This window comes from Pseudomonas fluorescens, assembly GCF_001902145.1.
Classification (GTDB): Bacteria; Pseudomonadota; Gammaproteobacteria; order Pseudomonadales; family Pseudomonadaceae; genus Aquipseudomonas; species Aquipseudomonas fluorescens_BV.
Map to the genome: position 1 here is coordinate 475,459 of NZ_MRST01000025.1, position 17,141 is coordinate 492,599.

Consider the following 17,141-nt stretch of genomic DNA (forward strand, 5'->3'; position numbering starts at 1 on the left):
GGGACACCATGCCTTTACACATTATCAACTTCACCGCGCCGGTCACCGCCTCAACCTGCAGCCAACTGATCGAAAAAGCCTCGTTGGCCGTACAGCAAGATGCCGAGGGCCTGGTACTGAATATCGCCACCATGGGCGGTGAGTGCAGCTACGGCTTTACGATGTACAACTTTCTATTGTCCCTGCCGATTCCAGTGCATACCCATAACCTGGGCACAGTGGAATCAATGGGCAATATCATCTTTCTGGCTGGTGAGCGCAGGACCGCCTGCCGGCACAGCAAATTCCTGTTTCACCCTTTCCATTGGCATGTGCAAGGCGCAGTCGACCACTCGCGCATGTCCGAGTATGCGATGAGCCTCGATTACGACTTGCAGTTGTACGCACGCATCGTAGCCGAGCGCACCGCTGATGCCGTCGAAAAACTGGAGACCGAAAAGTACCTGATCGCCGCGCCACGCATTCTTGATCCGCAACAAGCGCTGACCGCCGGCTTGATCCATGGGATCGAACTCCCCGTGATCAAGGCGGAATTCGTGAGCAGCTTCATTCACTCCTAGCGTCTTTACTTAATATGGGAGCCTCACAATGGACGAAGAAACGATTCGACTCACCGCGTACCGTATTTGGGAACAGCAAGGGAAGCCTGACGGTCAGGATTTCGTGCACTGGTTACAAGCCAGGGATGAACTGGCAGCCCCGCCTTCTGACGGCTTGGCAGGCTCGATAGAAAGTAGCGTCAGCCCGCCCAACCCTGACCGATCGAAGCGCCAGACGGCGGCCGCCACGCAAAAAACACGTAGCAGAAAACCCAAAGCCTGAACCCACCGAACCGAGCGTGCGGGCGACTTGCCAATGTTCTGAAACATCGACAGCCGTCCAAACGCTATCGCAGCACTAACACCTCTCAATACTGGCATTAAAATATCAACTAATCGCTTGTTTGAATTATTCCTTTTTAGCAGTTGAAAACTGCTGACTTCTTAATCGAAAGTGGCCGTTTCATTCAGGGAGGAATCGATGTGACGCATCTACAAGCGAACCGAAGTTGCCTGCAATGCAAACAACCTTACGAATCGACGCTGGATGACCCCGACTATCTGGTCTCGTCGGCGTCTGACATGCTCTGCCCGGCGTGCAAGCAACAGTATGCAGCCCACATCATGCAAGAGGCACTGCAACGCAGCGTGCAAAAGTTGTGCATGTTGCAGGAGCGACGCAAAAAACAGTAAGCGCCTGCCCCGCCTCTACCGCCACCCGAATGAACGCCTTCCATTAAAAACACATTCATTCGGGTGGCGGTGGCACATAGGGCTTTGCAATAAACGGGATATCCCCAGACGGACGCCATCTTACATTCTCAAGACCGTAGCGCTCGGCCAGCGGCTTACTGATGCGTTTGATCTTTTCATTATGCGACCTGGGAATAATGCCTATTCCGGCATCGCAACAGGCCCAATGCCAAGCCTCTGCATTGTTCATCACCTCTGCTCTTATAATGAAAGACTTCGGCTCGTGGTGGTATTCATACTCGATGACATATAAAGAATTCTTCATAACCTCTCCTTCTGATTTTTTGTTAGTTGCTCAGAACGAAGGTTCAGAATTTTTAATGTTTGATGGGCGTAGATCCGCGCACTTTCCCGCTCATTACCGTTCGTCGGGTTCGGATTAAAAAAATAAAACTGCTCACGCTCCTTTTGTTTCTTAATACTGAGTCTGTTCACTCCAGGCTCTTGGTAAAAAAACTCCTGTCTTGCCCGCACTCCGTGCGGGCTTTTTTATTTTGTCGCGACGCTGTACCTGTGGCGAAGAAGCTTGCCTGCTCCCACATTTAGATCGCGAAGCATCAGTCGGCCGCGCTTCAATCGTCGTCGTGCAAATGAGCATCAGCGCAGGGCAGTCGGCCGGATTCGCCACCGGCAATCCGTTCTGCCTGATCGATGCCGCGCTTGAGCGCGTCGCGCACCGTCCATTCGGCACCCGGCAACTGCTTGATACGTTCAACGACGCAGTATCCCGTCGAGGTGTAGACGCAGAGCAGCACTTCAATATCGGCGTCTTCTCGTTCTCGGGCCCTGACTTCGATATGGCAGCCGTTTTCAACCTCCTGAGTAAAGCACTCTTCCTCGAGTGCCTTTGCGGCCCAGTCTTCATAGGTTTTGCCACGCTTGAACATAGCTATTCTCCAAAACCGTTAATGGGGTTGGCCATCAACTAACGACTGAAATCCTTAACCAGAATTCAGACTTTTTTCCAAGGCCACCTCCATCATGCACCGATAAAAACCCTTTACCGTTTCGCCTGTTAAACCGTTCGTCAGGCGAGGAAACAAATTGTTAAACCAACCCACTGGGCTCTATTCAAAATGTTCGGGAGCGCGGCGAAATGCGCCCTGCAGAGCGGCAGCAAAAGCCAATAAGACTGGGCAGTAGAAGCACTTTATCTACTGACAGCACCTTATTGCCGAGTATTTAACACCTGACGGTTCCTGAGGTTAACAAGCGCTTCGCTTAGTTAACGCTTGAGCACTGATTCGGCACAGCAAAACGCAAGTTTCCAACACAGGAGCACGGCATGAAACGAGCGATGGGTTATTGCCTGGTCACTATCACCAGCCTCTTCTTACTCACCAGTTGCAACCTGGTGGTATTCAACCCCAAGGGGCAAGTTGCAACCGATGAGCGCGACCTGATTATTCTCGCTACGGGCCTGATGCTGCTGGTGGTCGTTCCGGTGATTGTGATGATGTTTGTCTTCGCCTACCGCTACCGCGCCACCAATAAAAAAGCGCGTTACTCCCCCCGCTGGGCCAGTTCACACAAAATCGAAGCGGTGGTATGGGGCGTTCCCCTGCTGATCATCATCGTGCTGGGATGGGTGACGTGGGAGACCACCCACGCACTGGACCCCTATCGCCCGCTTGAGTCAGACACCCCGCCCATCAATGTGCAGGTGGTGGCCACCGACTGGAAATGGCTGTTTATCTACCCTGACCTGGGCATCGCCAGCGTCAACGAGCTGGCCCTGCCGGTGAACACGCCGGTGAGTTTTACCGTCACCTCCGACGCGGCCATGACCTCGTTCTTTATTCCGGCACTCGGCGGGCAGATCTACGCCATGGCCGGCATGCAGACCAAATTGCACCTGATCGCCAACGAGACCGGTGAGTTCAAAGGGATTGCCGCCAACTACAACGGCCCCGGTTTTTCCGACATGCATTTCGCCACGCTGTCCCTGAGCGCTGCCGACTTCCAAGCCTGGGTGACAAAGGTCAAGGGCGCGGCCACGCCTCTGGACCACGGCGCCTATACCCAGTTGGCTAAGCCCACCTTCAAGCACCCCGTGACCTACTACTCGTCGGTACAGGAGCGGTTGTTCCTGGACATCGTCGATAAATACGAAGGCATGAACAAGGCCAATAAAACCCAGCGCTCGCCGCTAAGCGACGCTGCACAACGCACCGATCAACACCCAAGTCTGCTGGCTGAGGAGCGGTAACCATGTTCGGAAAACTGTCGTGGGACGCGATCCCAACCACTGAACCCATTGTGATGTACACCCTGGCCATCGTCGGCCTGATCGGGGTTGCGCTGGTGGGCTCGATCACCTGGAAGCGCAAGTGGGGTTATTTGTGGCGTGAGTGGTTCACCTCGGTGGACCACAAGAAGATCGGTTGCATGTACATCATCGTCGCGCTGGTGATGCTGCTGCGCGGGTTTTCCGATGCGGTCATGATGCGCACCCAGCAAGCCATGGCCGCCAGTGGCGGGCCGGGTTACCTGCCGCCGGAACATTACGACCAGATCTTCACCGCCCATGGCGTGATCATGATCTTCTTCATGGCCATGCCTTTTGTGGTCGGCTTGATGAACATCGTCGTGCCGTTGCAGATCGGCGCTCGCGATGTGGCCTATCCGTTTCTCAACGCCCTGAGTTTCTGGCTGTTCGTGGTGGGCGCGGCGCTGGTGAATATTTCGCTGGGGGTCGGTGAGTTCGCACGCACCGGTTGGGTCGCTTACCCGCCGTTATCCGAGCTGGGCTACAGCCCCGGCGTCGGCGTGGATTACTACATCTGGTCATTGCAGATATCCGGCATCGGCACGTTGCTCACGGGGGTGAACTTCTTCGTCACCATCTTGAAGATGCGCACCGAAGGCATGACGCTGTTCAAGATGCCGGTGTTCACCTGGAATGCGCTGTGCACCTCGGTGCTGATTCTGGCGGCATTCCCGATCCTCACCGCCACCCTGCTGATGCTGACCCTGGACCGTTACCTGGGCATGCATTTCTTCACCAACGAGGCCGGCGGCAACCCGATGATGTACGTGAACCTGATCTGGGCCTGGGGGCATCCGGAGGTGTACATCCTGATCCTGCCGGCGTTCGGGGTGTTTTCGGAGATCGCGGCCACCTTCAGCAGCAAGCGATTGTTCGGCTACGTGTCGCTGGTATGGGCGACCATCGCGATCACCGTGTTGTCGTTCATCGTGTGGCTGCATCACTTTTTCACCATGGGCGCGGGGGGCAACGTCAATGCCTTCTTCGGCATCATGACAATGATCATCGCGGTGCCGACCGGGGTGAAAATCTTCACCTGGCTGTTCACCATGTACCGCGGCCGGGTGCGCTTCGAAACGCCCATGCTGTGGACTTTGGGCTTTATCGTAACCTTCAGCATCGGCGGCATGACCGGGGTGCTGCTGGCGGTGCCGGGGGCCGATTTCCTGCTGCACAACAGCCTGTTCCTGATCGCGCACTTTCACAACGTGATCATCGGCGGCGCGGTGTTCGGCTATATGGCCGGGCTGACGTATTGGTTCCCCAAGGCATTCGGTTTCCGCTTGAACGACAAGTTGGGGCGCATCGCCTTCTGGTGCTGGCTGGTGGGCTTTTATTTCGCGTTCATGCCCTCCTACGTGCTGGGTTTCATGGGCATGACGCGCCGTCTCAATCACTTCGACAACCCGGAGTGGCGGCCCTGGCTGCTGCTGGAGCTGGTGGGGGTGGCAATCATCCTCTGCGGCGTGGCGGCGCAAGCCTTGCAATTGTTTGTCAGCATCCGCAACCGTCATCAATACCGCGACCGCACCGGCGACCCGTGGGACGGGCGCACCCTGGAATGGGCCACCGCGTCCCCGCCGCCGCTGTACAACTTCGCCGAGCAACCCAAGGTCAGCGACCTGGACGCGTACTGGGGCATGAAGGAGCGCGGCGTCAGCACCCTCAGCCACACTGACTATCGCAGCATCCACATGCCGCGCAATACCGCGTCGGGCCTGGTCATCAGCCTGTTTGTGCTGATCTGCAGCTTCGCGCTGGTGTGGCACATCTGGTGGATGGCGGCGTTCGGCCTGGTGGCTTCGGTGGTGGCGTTCGTGGTGCGCAGCTACGACGAAGACATCGATTACTTCGTGCCCGCGCAGGAAGTCGCGCGTATCGAAACGGCACGTCTCAAAGACCTGGCGGAGGCTTGACCCATGTCCCATATCGTTATCGAAAAAGACATCGCCCATACCCACGAACAAGGGCATGAAGACGCCGGTTCCCTGAGCCTGTTCGGGTTCTGGATCTACCTGATGACCGACTGCATCCTGTTCGCGACCTTGTTCGCCGGCTACGCCGTGTTGCGCGACAGCGTGGCGGGCGGGCCGTCGAGCATGGATATTTTCGAGCTGCCCTATGTGCTGGCCGAAACCATGCTGCTGCTGTTGAGCAGTATCACCTACGGCTACGCCATGCTCGCCATGAACCACGGCAAGCAACGCGATGTGTTGCGCTGGCTGGGGCTTACGTTCGTGCTGGGCACGGGCTTCATCGCCATGGAAATCAACGAATTCCACCACTTGATCGAACAAGGCTACGGGCCGGACCGCAGTGCTTTCCTGACGGCTTTCTTCACCCTCGTGGGCACCCACGGCGCGCACGTTCTCACCGGGCTGATCTGGATGGCGGTGCTGATGGCCCAGGTCAAGCAACGCGGCCTGACCAGCACCAATGCCACCCGGCTCAGTTGCCTGAGCCTGTTCTGGCACTTCTTGGACGTGGTGTGGATCTGCGTCTTTACCGTGGTCTATCTGTTGGGGGTGGTGTGACATGTACAAGCAAAGCTCGCTTCACAGCAGTGCCGGGACGAGCCATGGCAGCAGTCGCTCCTACCTGGTCGGGTTTCTGGTTTCAGTCCTGCTGACCCTGATCCCGTTCGGCCTGGTGATGTTCCCGTCACTGCCGCGCACCTTCACTGCCTGGCTGGTGGTGGCGTTGGGCGCGATCCAAATCGTGGTCCACCTCAAGTTCTTCCTGCATCTGGACACGGCCGAAGAACAACGCTGGAACCTGATTGCGCTGATTTTCTCGGCGGTCATCATTCTTCTGTTGGTGGGGCTTTCGTTATGGATCATGGGCAGTATTCACCACAACATGCTGGCGCACTGAAACACTGGCGGGGGCTGTTCAATACCGCTATCGAGCTCACCAAGCCGGGCATTATTGTCGGTAACCTGGCGTCGGTGCTGGGCGGTTACCTACTCGCCGCCAGTGGGCATGTGGCCTCGGTGACGCACGGACTTGCCACGCTGCTCGGCACGGCCCTGGTGATCGGGTGCGGCTGTGTCATCAACAACTGCATTGACCGCGATATCGACCGGCGCATGGTGCGCACCTGTCATCGTCCGCTGGCACTGCGCACCATCAAGGTATCCACGGCCGCTGGCTACGCCATCGTCCTTGGGGTCAGCGGTTTTGGCTTGCTGTGGGCAGGCAGCAATACGCTGGCGTGCATGCTGGCGATGGTCGGGCTGGTCATCTATGCGGGGGTCTACACCTACTGGCTGAAGCGGCGCTCCCATTGGGCCACCTTGGTCGGCAGCCTTTCCGGGGCGATGCCGCCGGTTATCGGCTATTGCGCGGTCACCGGACGGTTTGACCTGACGGCAATGCTGCTGATCGTGGTGTTCTGCTGCTGGCAGATGCCGCATTCACACGCCATCACCGTGATGCGTCGCGAGGATTTCCGCGCTGCAGGCCTGCCGCTGTTGAGCCTGGCCCAAGCCCACCGGCAGATCCAGGCGTACATGCTGGCCTTCCTCGCCAGCGCCCTGGTGCTGGGCGCGGTGGCGCAGATGGCGGCGTTGTATTTTTTGGTGATGCTCGGGCTTGGGGGTTATTGGCTAACCCTCGCGGCCAGCGGTACACGGCTGGCTGATCCAACTGGCTGGGCGCGCAGGATATTCGGCTTTTCAATTGTGCTGGTGCTGGCGCTTAACCTGGCGCTGGCGGTGCTGAGGTAGTCCTGTGGGCGACACCCGCCCTGTAGGAGCGAGCTTGCTCGCGAAAAACTCACAGGCGCCGCGTTCATTCAGGCAACCCGCGTTATCGTTGACGTTTTTCGCGAGCAAGCTCGCTCCTACAGAAGAAGGCGGGGCGTCAGTTAGATAGCCGTCGGCTGTCAGGCATCGAGCACAGCCCGGATTTTTCGGAGCAATCAACTCGAACTCATGCACTTTCATTATCTGCCGGAAAGTACAAGCGTATCGTCGTACCCATGCCTGGGTATGAATGAATTCGCGCCGTGCCGCCCGATTGCTTGACGAAGCCGTACACCATCGACAATCCCAGGCCCGAGCCCTGGCCTTCTTCCTTGGTGGTGAAGAACGGCTGCATGACTTTGTCCTGAATACTGGCAGCAATGCCATTGCCATTATCCGAGACCGAAATGCTCACATAACAGCCCTCGGCCAACCCATCACGCTCGGCACCGACATCACCCGGCACCTGGACGTTGCAGCTCTTGACGGCCACCGTCGGATCAGCACGCCCTTGCAAAGCATCCTGGGCATTCGATAACAGGTGCTGCACCGCCAGCTCTGCCTGGACCGGGTCGATGCGGCAGTTCCACAGCTCGTCGGCAAGCTTTACCTGCAACTCGACGCCCTGCAGCGCACGCACCATGAAGTCAGGGCGGCTGAGTACGCTGTTCAAGTTGATCACCCGGCTGTCGAGCCGTTGCTTGCGCGAAAATGCCAGCAACTGCTGAGTCAGGGTTTGAGCTTTTTCGGCCGCCGCCCTGGCACGGCCGGCACTGATGACGATGCGTTGCGGATCGCTGCCGGGGCGCTTGGCGCTCTGTTGGATCAAGTCAAGATAACCCACCATGACTTGCAACAGGTTATTGAAGTCATGGGCGATGCCACCGGTCAGTTGCCCCAATGCTTCCAGATCTTGTGCGCGACACACACGCTGTTCGGCGTCGTGGCGCCGGCTCGCGTTGCGGCTGGCAGACAGCATCGTCCAATCCATACCGTCGACCACAGGCTTCTTCTTTGTTGCCAAGGTTCACCTCCAGATACGTGGTATGTGCTCCATGGGCTGAAAACGCTGCGCAGTGCAATCTTGCGCCGAACGGGCGCGGCGCCGTACTGCGGTAGGCGCCGCGCGCGTCATTAACGCTTGGCTTGTGTGTCAGGCGCCTCAGAGCGTTGCAAAAACGCCTGCGTGAGCTGGGGCAAGTGTTCAAGCAGCCACTGAGCCATGGCGACTTCCTGGGGCAGAATCTTTTCGCACGCCGCTTGTGTCTCGGCGTCACCCGCCGCCTTCGCGGCCGCGATGAGCACTGTGTAGCTGGCAACTTCCATGTTTTCGAATACATAGCCGGCCATCGCGCCCTTGATCACCTCATCACTCATCAGTGAGCCGCCGACGGCCTGGCCGAAAGCCATCAGCTTGCCGCCCACGTCTTTCAAGGTCGAAGCACTGCCGCCCAAGCGTGTCAGGCATTGGTCAATGAGTTGCTGCTGCCCAAGGGTTTCCTCAATGTGCTCGTCGATTCGCGCCTTTAACTCTGGGTAGTTCTCCAGGCGTTCGGATTGTGCCTTGAGCATTTTCTCGGCCTGTTGCTCCATCGCATGGGCATCACGTAGCCAGTCGAGCAGGTTTTCCTGTGGGGTTGCCATGTCGTTGTCCTCGTCAAGAAAATCGAAAGCACCGCACGCCAGTCAGCGTGCGGCAGTCCTCAATCAAAGGTCGGGCTTGGGCTTGAAGCCCGCGCCCAAGTCAGCGCCGGTCGTAGGGTCGCTGGTGGGGTCCGAGAGCGTGCGGATCTTCATCGCGCTCAGCACCGCTTCATCGTCGTCGTCCAGCTGCACGCTGGCGGTGCCGTCACCGCCATCGACCGCCGGTTGTGGGTTTTCCACGAACTCCCATCCATCACCCTGGTTCCAGGGGCCACGCATGTCTTGCGCACCTTGGGACATATTGAAATAGACCTGCGCGAACTCCGGTTTGCCCGGCAACTTGCCTTGGGGAAAATTCGGTTGAATCGCGTGCAGCGCTTTTTCGAACGATATCTGGTGAGCAATTTCCCGCGTCATCAAAAAACCCAGCGCGTCTTTTACACCGGGATCGTCGGTGACGTTCATCAGTCGCTCATAGACGATTTTGGCCCGGGCTTCGGCCGCGATATTCGAACGCATGTCTGCGGTGGGCTCACCGATGGTGTCGATATAGGCGGCGGTCCACGGCACACCGGCAGAGTTGGTCAGCGGCGAGCCGGCACCGTACAGCAGGCTGGTGATATGGGAGTCATTGCCGGCGCCATGGAGGGCACGATACAGCTCGCCCTCCTCTTCCACGCCTTCGGCCATGCGCCCTTTGGCGCCTTTGTTGAGCATCACGATGATGGAACCGACGACCTCCAGATGGCTGAGTTCTTCGGTGGCGATGTCCATCAGCAAATCTTTACGCCCCGGGTCATCTTCAGCCAAAGCTTGGGTGAAGTAACGGGACGCGGCGGCCAACTCACCTTGAGCGCCGCCAAACTGTTCAAGCAAAAGGTTGGCCAGGCCCGGATTGGGCTCGGCGACACGGACGGTGTATTGAAGTCGCTTGTTATGTACAAACATGAACAAATCTCCTCAGGCTTACGGAAAAGGCGCCCTGCTGGAATGCACGCCTACCTTGTATGTGAAGTGACCTGCGCGTGGAAAATTTCAAAATAAAGCGGCGTCTCACGACCAGCGGTAACCGGTTGCGGGCCAAGCGAAACGGCACTTGTAGCGCAGGTCGCTCAGTCGGCGTCGTGGTTTTCCGACTCGGGCACGGCGTCGATTCCGGGCGTACCGTTGGCGGGTTTTATGCTGGCGTCAGCGGGCGTCGCGGCGCTGTCGGGATGGTCCCAATCGGTGGTCGCGTTGGGGTCTTCGTCGCGCCCGGCAGTGCCGATCACGCAACCGTCTTCATTGGGTTCGTCTGGATGCTCAAGTGGCCGGTACTGTGGGTTGGATGGGTTGTGTTTCATGGCTGAAAAAGCTCCCGTTCACAGGTTAAGAACCTTGTTGGAACAGCCACTTTTTCTGGAGTGCGACGAAAAAGACGAATGGCAGGACCGTTAACTAAGCCAGCAGTTTCGATCTTATTAAGATCAAAGCGCTGATCGGCTCTAAAAGTTATACGAAGCGGCGCATCAGCCAAGTTTTTGTATAACTTTTTCCGCCAAATTACCGTTCGTCGCCGGTTAGAAAAATCGGTAAAACATTTCTCAAAAAGCCAATATCGGAATAAGTGTCCGTTGCGAAACGGCCAACTAACGAAACGCTAACTTAGCGACTGGAGAACTATCATGACTACAGGTAATAAAAACCCGGGCAACTTTGCCAATGATCGCGAAAAAGCCTCCGAAGCCGGTAAAAAAGGCGGCCAAGCGTCAGGCGGCAATTTCGCCAACGACCGTGAAAAGGCCTCCGAAGCAGGTCGCAAGGGTGGCCAGCACAGCCACGGCGGCGGTCGGAAGTCGGGTTCTTGAGTAACGGTGGGAGGGGCAGCCTGGCTGCCCCTTCAAACCTGATAGGTTGAACACTGCGCAACTAATCTCCCCAACACCTTGCCCACTTAACTTAGCAACGAGCGAAACTCAGGATGAGTTTCAAGTAGAGGCTTTCGACGCTAAGTTGTGGACGACCTTCCTTGAAAAGCCATTACCTTGCCAGTATTTACGCCCCGCCATTCTGAGCTAGCCTTATCGCGCTGAGTCCTTTACGCGGTGAACTCATGGACACGTTAACGAAAACCGAGATCGAAACGGCCCTTTCCGCTCGCCTTCCCAAGTGCGCGGTCAGGTGCGCGCTCAACCCGGACGGCAGCCTTTCAGTCACCGTAACGGCGCACGGTATGGATCAATTCACCATCGCGAACATCAACCGCGCCCACTATCACGGTGTCCCGGGGATCAACAGGCTTGTGCGGGAAATACGTGAGGAAATGGTCATGGCCAGGCAGTCTTTCTGGCTGTCATCGGTGGGATAACAGATATGCCGGAATCTACTGACGCAACGCTGCAACCGGTCAACATTGAATACCTGCAAGACACGCTGTTCGGTGTGAACGCGCTGGCCAGCAAGTGCACGGGGCAGCTTGTGCGCACTGCGCCGGCCGTGCAGTTGCGGCTTGTGCCGCCATGGCCAGGGCAATTGCTGAAGGCCCACAGGATTACCTTTGAATGGGACGGTCAAGCCTATCGTGGCGTGGTACAGCAGGCTGAATCCTTGACCAACGGCGACTTGCTGCTGGACGTCGAACCGCAGCCGTAAAGGCGCGCATTTGGCAGCGCTAGGCGCGCTCACCCGCCATCGCCCGCTGATGAAAATGCGGCAGCCATTTCAACGCATGAACAGACGCAGCCAACTGCACCTGCTCACGGGAGCCCATAAAGCGTTCCTTGCGACTGAACACACTCAGTGCTCCGCCGTTTCGATAGGCCCAGGCGAAACAGACTGTGCCTGGGGGAATGCCGTCCATCCCGTCCGGCCCCAGCAGGCCCGTGGTCGCTACCGCTACATCCGCCGGGCTGTCGCGCAACGCGCCGTGAGCCATTTCCTGGGCGACCTCACAGCTGGTGAGATTGAAGGTATCGATGGTATAGCGACGCACGTTCAATAGCCGCTGTTTCGCTTCTGGCGAATACACCACGTACCCGCTTTCGATCCACGAACCACTGCCGTCGACCTGCGAAAGCAACGTGATGATCTTGCCCGCAGTACACGACTCGGCCGTCGTGATGACCAACTGATGGTGCTTGAGGTATTCAACGATGGAAGCTGCAACCGACATGCTGAGTGCTCCTGTGCAAGAAGGCTTTTGCTGATTGATTTTTGTCAGAAAAAATCGATTTGTAAAAAAGAATTTCGAAATTCTGCCGGGGTCTACAGAGGAACATCCCCCAGGAGACAGCATCATGAAGTTCGCGAAATTCTGCCAAAAACTCTCCAACCAGGCGGGCAGCTCGAAAACCTTTCTGACAGCCGTCACCTTGATTGCTGTCTGGGCGCTCAGCGGGCCTTACTTCAATTACAACGACACCTGGCAGTTAATCATCAATACCTCCACCACCATCATCACGTTCCTGATGGTGTTCCTGATCCAGAATACCCAGAACCGCGACAACGATATTCTGCACCTGAAGCTGGACGAGCTGATTCGTGCCACCAAAGAAGCCCACAATACGGCGTTGAGCCTGGATAAGCTCGGGTCGCAAGAGCTGCAGAAATTGCGTGAGCAGTACAGCAAGCTGGGGCAACCCAACGCGGCCGATGACATCAGGCAGGAGGCGGATTCTTCAAGCGGCCCACTCTGAGCCCCACACCGGCCAGCGTACCTTGCACCCTCCATCAGGTTGCAAGGTACTCGGCCAATGTCGCGGCACAGGCCTGCACCGCCCCATCCACGATCAACTCGTAACCATGGGTATTCTCCGTTGGAATCGCCAGGCAGCCGGCGCGGGCGCAAGCCCCGTTACTCATGACGGCACTGGCATCCGAAGCGAAATCCACCAACAGCGCATATTGGGGGCTATAGCCGCAGCGCTCTGCGGCCGCCGCCAGGTCGTTGACCACCGCCCGGGTGTAATAGCCTTTCTGGTCCCCGGTATTGATGATCGGGTCGACAGCCAGGCGCGTGCCGTATTCCTGCATGACGGGCCCCACTTCCACCGCGATCGCGGTGTCACCTGGGAGCGTCGAAGCGGCATACATCGCCCCGGCATTGCACTCCTCTTCGAGCGTGGTGAATACCAGATAGATATCCCTGGCCAACGCCTCCCGGCGCGAAGCCAGCAGCTGGGCCGTATGCAGGACGGCGGCAATCGGAGCGCGGTCATCCAGAAAATGCGCGGCAATGGCATCGCCCACTCGGAAGGGCTCACGCCAATGACGGCTCAGCACCACACGGCTTCCGGGCCGGATGCCGTGCTCGCGTAATGCCTGGGCAGTACACCGCGTAATCACGTGGACGTCGTTCCAGTGCACATCGCCCGAGAGCACATCAGCCCCTTGTGCCGTATTGCTGGTGGCGTGCATCGAGCCAAAGGAGAGCACGCCAGGGAGGATGCGCGCGTCCCCCAGGATATCCACCGGGCACACCCCAAAGTTGACCGGGTTGGCCCCACCCAGCGCCGTCACCCGCAACGTGCCATCGGCCTCGACGCGCTTAACCACCATGGCGATTTCATCCATATGCGCCATGACTTTAACCGCACCGGCTGGCTCGGCATCGCTGCGTTTGCACTTGATCAAGCCCACCACATTGCCCGCCGGGTCGACCCAGGCCGCATCGCACAACGGCGTCAGGCTTTCCAGGCAAATGGCGCGCACTTCATCTTCCTGCCCGCCCGGCCCGCGTGCCTGGAGTAACCGGGTGAGCAGCGCCGAGGCTGGGTTCTCAGTGTTGTACATGGGATGAACACCTCACTTTCAGGTAAGCGATTGCGCTGGCAGCGCCACTTTAAAAAGCGACCCGCTGAATGCGTGAGTGTTCAAACCAAAGCATTTTGAACGCGCCGTACGCACGTCTTTCAAACGAGAACAGGATCAAACCTGGCGTTGACCCTTGAGCTTGAACACACCGGCAACAGGAGGCAGCCGACCATGACTGACACCCCAACCTCTCGCGTGACCCAAACCTTATCCGCAGCAATGGCACTGGCCCTGCTCAGCGCTTGCGCTGGCAACAACTCACCCTCGAATGTCGAGGCGCCCGGAAAACCAACCACGCCCTCGACCCGAACGCTGGACACCGGCGCCGCCCTGCTTCAGTCACGCCCGCCGATTGATGCACTGAACGCCTACCTGGACGGTTTTCACTTCTACAACGGCCATCCCGATGTACAGATGGAAGCGCATCACTACTGCGCAATCCTCAATGAAGAGGTTATCCAGTGTGTGATCTACGACGGCAACCGCAAGGATGCAAAGTTGATGGGCGTGGAGTACATCATTAGCGAGCAACTGTTCAACACGCTGCCCGCGTCTGAAAAGGCGCTGTGGCACAGCCATGTGCATGAAGTGAAGTCAGGGCAACTGGTCGCGCCGGGCATACCCGAGGTGGCGGAGCATGCACTGATGGAGAAGCTGGTGCACACCTATGGCAAGACCTGGCACACCTGGCATACCGATCTCGACAAACGCCTGCCGCTGGGTGTCCCGCAGTTGATGATGGGGTTTACCGCTGACGGCCAGGCCGACCCACGTATGGTCGCCGAGCGAGATAAACGACTGGGCATCGACAGTGCCGACAAGAAAAAGACTCGTGCCGATATCCCCGCGCCGCCCATCGCCCCCGGTGCGGACGCCTGGCGCCAGGGCACGGTTATCCAGATCACCGACCCGACCCTGAAGGCCCCTCAACATTGATGCCGCCATTCAGTCATTTGGATGGAACGATCATTTGCGGGCCCTTCTCTACCCCAAGACCAGCCAAAGGAGGATGTCATGATGATTGATACCGCAACCGGAATGAGGCCTGGCGAGCGATACGCCGTGGAAAACCTGGAGCGCACACCGAACTTCAGCGGTTTTTTCCTGGACGGTAAATATTACCTGGGCCCTGAACTGATGACCGCAGTCGGATGGCTTGAGGGCCAGACGTTTATCTATGATGAACTCGACGCCACAGGCGAACCGGTGTTTCCCGACCGCGTCGCCGGCACCATCGAAGACCTGACCCTGATACTGACTGACGGTACGCGCCTGCAACTGCGCCCGGTGCCCGTCCACGTGCCCGAGGATGTGCCTGGGCGCAGGCAGGCCAAGGGAAAACTGCACGGCAAGACGGTGGTGATCACCGGTGCCTCCAGCGGTATTGGCCGCGCGGCTGCTCACGCCTTTGCCGAGCAAAGTACCCGCTTGGTATTGGCGGCCCGGGATGAAAAGGCCCTGCAAGAGGTGGTCGAGGAATGCGCTGCACGTGGCGCCGAGGCCATCGCCGTTAAAACCGATGTGACCCAGGGCGACCAGATGCGCGCGTTGGCCGAACAGGCGGCGGCCTTCGGCAATGATCGGATCGATATCTGGATCAACAACGCCGGTGTAGGCGCGGTCGGCAGTTTCGAGGACACGCCCCTGGAAGCCCACGAACAGGTGCTGCAAACCGACCTGCTCGGGTACCTGCGCGGCGCCCATGTGGTGTGGCCCTATTTCAAAACCCAGAACAGCGGGATCCTGATCAACACAATGTCGCTGGGAAGTTGGGTGGCCCAGCCCTATGCCGTCGCCTACTCAGCCAGTAAATACGGCCTGCGCGGCCTGACCGAAGCACTGCGTGGCGAGCTGACTGACTACCCGGATATTCACGTATGCGACATCTACCCCGCCGTGATGGACACACCGGGCTTTCGCGATGGCGGCAATTTTACCGGCCATGTCCTGACGCCACCGCCACCGGTCTATGACCCGCATAAAGTCGCCCAAGCGATGGTGGCCTGCGCGCTGCAACCGAGGGACAGCACCACGGTAGGCAGCGCTGCCACCGTTGCCCGTGTCGCGCATTTTTTGCTGCCCAGCTTTGCGCGGTTATCCGGTTGGCTTACCCGTCTGGGCCTGGAGCGCAGCCAGCGTGCTGATACGTCGGCGGGCAACCTCTACACCCCGGCAAGCGGCGAGCGTCGCGTCGAAGGCGGCTGGCGGCAAACCCACCGTACGCCGTATGGGAAGGTTGCAATAGGCGCAGCACTGCTAGTGGGCGGCGTTGTCGTTGCACGCAAATATTCAACGCGTCACAAATGAACGCGGGGGGCCACTGGCCCCCCCCTTACATGAGGTCACCCAGCATGTCTTACGACTACCAAGGTATTGCCAGTGTCATCACTGCCTCGCGCCATCTTGGCACCCCCTCAGATGAACGCCTTAACGAGTCACAAAACATCCAGATGACCAGCAGCGATAAGCCGACCCTTGCGCGCTTGAACTTTGACACGCCATTGGATTGGCCCGGCAATCCGAACTTCGTCACCGTCAATTTACCCGACGGATCCTCCGTCGGCGGTGTGATCGCAGAGCTGGAACGCCCCGCGGATGGGCCCGGATGGGTCACCTTTACGGTAGATGATTAGGCCTCATACACGCCCTGCGCCCAATCATCGAATTGTCGGACAACTTATTTGAATTTTTTTTGACGTCAAATATCTGTAATTCATGAGTATCAAGGAGGCCTCATGAAACACAACGACCTATTCACTATCGAGTACCAGCTGCACGGCGAGCCCAAGTCCTTCATCGTGCGAGCACCGCGCATGGACAATGCCGAGGCTTGGCATTGGGCCAGTTGTGACGCCGGTGTGGCGGTCATCCCCAAATTTGGTCAGCACACGTTCAAGCGTGTTTCCAAACCGATGGCGGAGAAGTACGGCATTACCCAGGTGCGCTGGAGTGGCGCGGCACAGATTCAATGGGCGGAGGGCCTCAGATGATGAACAGCCAGACTCTTGGTTACACCCCCACAAAAAGGCGGGACGATGAGGTCGCACGCAACGCCGAGATGTTTTTCGAAGCGGATCGATTGGATGCGTTGGCGTACGAGATCATTGAATCCTACAGCGGCGATGCGCAGACGTGGGCGCGCTTTACCGAGGCGAAGAAACGTGCGGATGCACAGCGTACGGCGGCCTATCGGGAGTGGATGCGCATTCATCGTTCCAAGCGGAAATAACGCCAGCCTGTAGGAGCGAGCTGGCTCGCGAAAAACGTTAACCATAACGCGTGATTCCTGGATAAACGCGGCGCCGGTGAGTTTTTCGCGAGCAAGCTCGCTCCTACAACTGAGGCCGCGCTGGCTTGCCTGCGATAGCGGCCTGACAGCCAATCAGGATGTCAGGCCGA

At 58.2% G+C, this 17,141-nt stretch carries 24 protein-coding genes and 1 pseudogene; 17 read left to right on the top strand and 8 right to left on the bottom strand.

All coding sequences use genetic code 11. The features are described 5' to 3' along the window. The first annotated feature begins 8 nt into the window (after positions 1–8). From BUE92_RS18525 to BUE92_RS18535, 3 genes are all read left to right on the top strand, one after another. Positions 9–560, top strand: a complete 552-nt coding sequence (locus BUE92_RS18525; protein ID WP_073525580.1) for an ATP-dependent Clp protease proteolytic subunit — start codon at positions 9–11, stop codon at positions 558–560. A gap of 28 nt (positions 561–588) precedes the next feature. Beyond that, positions 589–822 carry a DUF2934 domain-containing protein gene (locus BUE92_RS18530; protein WP_073525581.1) on the top strand — a complete coding sequence of 78 codons (234 nt, stop codon included), beginning with the start codon at positions 589–591 and terminating at the stop codon, positions 820–822. A gap of 200 nt (positions 823–1,022) precedes the next feature. Continuing rightward, positions 1,023–1,232, top strand: a complete 210-nt coding sequence (locus BUE92_RS18535) for a hypothetical protein (RefSeq protein ID WP_073525583.1) — start codon at positions 1,023–1,025, stop codon at positions 1,230–1,232. A 55-nt stretch (positions 1,233–1,287) separates the two neighbouring features. Here BUE92_RS18535 and BUE92_RS18540 read toward each other — a convergent pair whose 3' ends face one another. Together BUE92_RS18540 and BUE92_RS18545 are read right to left on the bottom strand one after the other, a co-directional pair. Continuing rightward, positions 1,288–1,557 (bottom strand): DUF6555 family protein, encoded by a 270-nt coding sequence (locus BUE92_RS18540; RefSeq protein WP_073525586.1) that lies wholly within the window; start codon positions 1,555–1,557, stop codon positions 1,288–1,290. Between the two features lie 307 nt (positions 1,558–1,864). Further along, positions 1,865–2,179 (bottom strand): hypothetical protein, encoded by a 315-nt coding sequence (locus tag BUE92_RS18545; protein WP_073525588.1) that lies wholly within the window; start codon positions 2,177–2,179, stop codon positions 1,865–1,867. A gap of 398 nt (positions 2,180–2,577) precedes the next feature. On the opposite strand from BUE92_RS18545, the gene cyoA reads away from it, so the two are divergent. Genes cyoA through cyoE form a run of 5 tightly spaced genes read left to right on the top strand, consistent with a single transcriptional unit; the run spans position 2,578 to position 7,289 of the window. Then, complete coding sequence (gene cyoA / locus BUE92_RS18550) at positions 2,578–3,501, top strand: ubiquinol oxidase subunit II (protein WP_073525590.1); 924 nt, start codon at positions 2,578–2,580, stop codon at positions 3,499–3,501. A 2-nt stretch (positions 3,502–3,503) separates the two neighbouring features. Further along, the gene (gene cyoB / locus BUE92_RS18555) at positions 3,504–5,477 is read left to right on the top strand and encodes a cytochrome o ubiquinol oxidase subunit I (RefSeq protein WP_073525593.1); all 1,974 of its coding nucleotides are present in this window, start codon (positions 3,504–3,506) and stop codon (positions 5,475–5,477) included. A 3-nt stretch (positions 5,478–5,480) separates the two neighbouring features. Further along, a complete protein-coding gene (cyoC, locus tag BUE92_RS18560) occupies positions 5,481–6,095 on the top strand; it encodes a cytochrome o ubiquinol oxidase subunit III (RefSeq protein WP_073525595.1) in 615 nt (204 codons plus the stop codon). Between the two features lies 1 nt (position 6,096). Then, positions 6,097–6,435: a cytochrome o ubiquinol oxidase subunit IV gene (gene cyoD, locus BUE92_RS18565; protein ID WP_073525597.1), complete on the top strand. Its 339-nt coding sequence runs from the start codon at positions 6,097–6,099 to the stop codon at positions 6,433–6,435. Continuing rightward, positions 6,393–7,289, top strand: coding sequence for a heme o synthase (gene cyoE, locus BUE92_RS18570; protein WP_073525599.1), 897 nt, complete (start codon positions 6,393–6,395; stop codon positions 7,287–7,289). The genes cyoD and cyoE overlap by 43 nt, the downstream gene beginning before the upstream one ends. A gap of 217 nt (positions 7,290–7,506) precedes the next feature. Here the strand turns inward: cyoE and BUE92_RS18580 are convergent. From BUE92_RS18580 to BUE92_RS18595, 4 genes and pseudogenes are all read right to left on the bottom strand, one after another. After that, a pseudogene (locus tag BUE92_RS18580) lies at positions 7,507–8,268 on the bottom strand (ATP-binding protein); the annotation flags it as partial. Positions 8,269–8,441: 173 nt separating this feature from the next. Beyond that, a complete protein-coding gene (locus BUE92_RS18585) occupies positions 8,442–8,951 on the bottom strand; it encodes a ferritin-like domain-containing protein (RefSeq protein ID WP_073525603.1) in 510 nt (169 codons plus the stop codon). Positions 8,952–9,014: 63 nt separating this feature from the next. After that, on the bottom strand, positions 9,015–9,899 hold the full coding sequence (locus BUE92_RS18590; RefSeq protein ID WP_073525606.1) for a manganese catalase family protein: 885 nt from the start codon (positions 9,897–9,899) through the stop codon (positions 9,015–9,017). 164 nt (positions 9,900–10,063) lie between these two features. Beyond that, positions 10,064–10,294 (bottom strand): hypothetical protein, encoded by a 231-nt coding sequence (locus tag BUE92_RS18595; RefSeq protein ID WP_073525608.1) that lies wholly within the window; start codon positions 10,292–10,294, stop codon positions 10,064–10,066. 321 nt (positions 10,295–10,615) lie between these two features. Between BUE92_RS18595 and BUE92_RS18600 the strand changes: the two genes are divergently transcribed. From BUE92_RS18600 to BUE92_RS18610, 3 genes are all read left to right on the top strand, one after another. Beyond that, complete coding sequence (locus BUE92_RS18600) at positions 10,616–10,798, top strand: general stress protein (RefSeq protein WP_003190457.1); 183 nt, start codon at positions 10,616–10,618, stop codon at positions 10,796–10,798. A 245-nt stretch (positions 10,799–11,043) separates the two neighbouring features. Next, on the top strand, positions 11,044–11,298 hold the full coding sequence (locus tag BUE92_RS18605) for a hypothetical protein (RefSeq protein WP_073525610.1): 255 nt from the start codon (positions 11,044–11,046) through the stop codon (positions 11,296–11,298). Between the two features lie 5 nt (positions 11,299–11,303). After that, positions 11,304–11,582, top strand: coding sequence for a hypothetical protein (locus tag BUE92_RS18610; RefSeq protein WP_073525613.1), 279 nt, complete (start codon positions 11,304–11,306; stop codon positions 11,580–11,582). Between the two features lie 19 nt (positions 11,583–11,601). Here BUE92_RS18610 and BUE92_RS18615 read toward each other — a convergent pair whose 3' ends face one another. Beyond that, the gene (locus BUE92_RS18615; protein WP_073525616.1) at positions 11,602–12,102 is read right to left on the bottom strand and encodes a CinA family protein; all 501 of its coding nucleotides are present in this window, start codon (positions 12,100–12,102) and stop codon (positions 11,602–11,604) included. Between the two features lie 124 nt (positions 12,103–12,226). Between BUE92_RS18615 and BUE92_RS18620 the strand changes: the two genes are divergently transcribed. After that, on the top strand, positions 12,227–12,625 hold the full coding sequence (locus tag BUE92_RS18620; RefSeq protein ID WP_073525617.1) for a low affinity iron permease family protein: 399 nt from the start codon (positions 12,227–12,229) through the stop codon (positions 12,623–12,625). A gap of 34 nt (positions 12,626–12,659) precedes the next feature. Here BUE92_RS18620 and BUE92_RS18625 read toward each other — a convergent pair whose 3' ends face one another. After that, positions 12,660–13,721, bottom strand: coding sequence for a M28 family peptidase (locus tag BUE92_RS18625; protein WP_073525619.1), 1,062 nt, complete (start codon positions 13,719–13,721; stop codon positions 12,660–12,662). A gap of 192 nt (positions 13,722–13,913) precedes the next feature. Here BUE92_RS18625 and BUE92_RS18630 point away from each other — a divergent pair, with 192 nt between their 5' ends. From BUE92_RS18630 to BUE92_RS18650, 5 genes are all read left to right on the top strand, one after another. Further along, entirely contained in the window at positions 13,914–14,678 is a 765-nt protein-coding gene (locus tag BUE92_RS18630; RefSeq protein WP_073525621.1) for an OBAP family protein, read from the top strand. A gap of 81 nt (positions 14,679–14,759) precedes the next feature. Then, positions 14,760–16,049 carry an SDR family oxidoreductase gene (locus BUE92_RS18635; protein WP_073525786.1) on the top strand — a complete coding sequence of 430 codons (1,290 nt, stop codon included), beginning with the start codon at positions 14,760–14,762 and terminating at the stop codon, positions 16,047–16,049. 44 nt (positions 16,050–16,093) lie between these two features. Continuing rightward, the gene (locus tag BUE92_RS18640; protein WP_073525624.1) at positions 16,094–16,375 is read left to right on the top strand and encodes a hypothetical protein; all 282 of its coding nucleotides are present in this window, start codon (positions 16,094–16,096) and stop codon (positions 16,373–16,375) included. A gap of 102 nt (positions 16,376–16,477) precedes the next feature. After that, the gene (locus BUE92_RS18645; protein ID WP_073525626.1) at positions 16,478–16,732 is read left to right on the top strand and encodes a DUF6555 family protein; all 255 of its coding nucleotides are present in this window, start codon (positions 16,478–16,480) and stop codon (positions 16,730–16,732) included. After that, positions 16,732–16,971: a hypothetical protein gene (locus BUE92_RS18650; RefSeq protein WP_073525787.1), complete on the top strand. Its 240-nt coding sequence runs from the start codon at positions 16,732–16,734 to the stop codon at positions 16,969–16,971. The genes BUE92_RS18645 and BUE92_RS18650 overlap by 1 nt, the downstream gene beginning before the upstream one ends. Positions 16,972–17,141 lie beyond the last annotated feature (170 nt).

Coding starts and splice junctions, on each gene's coding strand:
- BUE92_RS18615 (WP_073525616.1), bottom strand. CDS start 12,102: ATGTCGGTTGCAGCTTCCATCGTTGAATACCTCAAGCACCATCAGTTG.
- BUE92_RS18540 (WP_073525586.1), bottom strand. CDS start 1,557: ATGAAGAATTCTTTATATGTCATCGAGTATGAATACCACCACGAGCCG.
- BUE92_RS18605 (WP_073525610.1), top strand. CDS start 11,044: ATGGACACGTTAACGAAAACCGAGATCGAAACGGCCCTTTCCGCTCGC.
- cyoE (WP_073525599.1), top strand. CDS start 6,393: ATGGATCATGGGCAGTATTCACCACAACATGCTGGCGCACTGAAACAC.
- BUE92_RS18650 (WP_073525787.1), top strand. CDS start 16,732: ATGAACAGCCAGACTCTTGGTTACACCCCCACAAAAAGGCGGGACGAT.
- BUE92_RS18620 (WP_073525617.1), top strand. CDS start 12,227: ATGAAGTTCGCGAAATTCTGCCAAAAACTCTCCAACCAGGCGGGCAGC.
- BUE92_RS18610 (WP_073525613.1), top strand. CDS start 11,304: ATGCCGGAATCTACTGACGCAACGCTGCAACCGGTCAACATTGAATAC.
- BUE92_RS18595 (WP_073525608.1), bottom strand. CDS start 10,294: ATGAAACACAACCCATCCAACCCACAGTACCGGCCACTTGAGCATCCA.
- BUE92_RS18600 (WP_003190457.1), top strand. CDS start 10,616: ATGACTACAGGTAATAAAAACCCGGGCAACTTTGCCAATGATCGCGAA.
- BUE92_RS18545 (WP_073525588.1), bottom strand. CDS start 2,179: ATGTTCAAGCGTGGCAAAACCTATGAAGACTGGGCCGCAAAGGCACTC.
- BUE92_RS18530 (WP_073525581.1), top strand. CDS start 589: ATGGACGAAGAAACGATTCGACTCACCGCGTACCGTATTTGGGAACAG.
- BUE92_RS18630 (WP_073525621.1), top strand. CDS start 13,914: ATGACTGACACCCCAACCTCTCGCGTGACCCAAACCTTATCCGCAGCA.
- BUE92_RS18585 (WP_073525603.1), bottom strand. CDS start 8,951: ATGGCAACCCCACAGGAAAACCTGCTCGACTGGCTACGTGATGCCCAT.
- BUE92_RS18590 (WP_073525606.1), bottom strand. CDS start 9,899: ATGTTTGTACATAACAAGCGACTTCAATACACCGTCCGTGTCGCCGAG.
- BUE92_RS18525 (WP_073525580.1), top strand. CDS start 9: ATGCCTTTACACATTATCAACTTCACCGCGCCGGTCACCGCCTCAACC.
- BUE92_RS18640 (WP_073525624.1), top strand. CDS start 16,094: ATGTCTTACGACTACCAAGGTATTGCCAGTGTCATCACTGCCTCGCGC.
- BUE92_RS18625 (WP_073525619.1), bottom strand. CDS start 13,721: ATGTACAACACTGAGAACCCAGCCTCGGCGCTGCTCACCCGGTTACTC.
- cyoC (WP_073525595.1), top strand. CDS start 5,481: ATGTCCCATATCGTTATCGAAAAAGACATCGCCCATACCCACGAACAA.
- cyoB (WP_073525593.1), top strand. CDS start 3,504: ATGTTCGGAAAACTGTCGTGGGACGCGATCCCAACCACTGAACCCATT.
- cyoA (WP_073525590.1), top strand. CDS start 2,578: ATGAAACGAGCGATGGGTTATTGCCTGGTCACTATCACCAGCCTCTTC.
- cyoD (WP_073525597.1), top strand. CDS start 6,097: ATGTACAAGCAAAGCTCGCTTCACAGCAGTGCCGGGACGAGCCATGGC.
- BUE92_RS18635 (WP_073525786.1), top strand. CDS start 14,760: ATGATTGATACCGCAACCGGAATGAGGCCTGGCGAGCGATACGCCGTG.
- BUE92_RS18645 (WP_073525626.1), top strand. CDS start 16,478: ATGAAACACAACGACCTATTCACTATCGAGTACCAGCTGCACGGCGAG.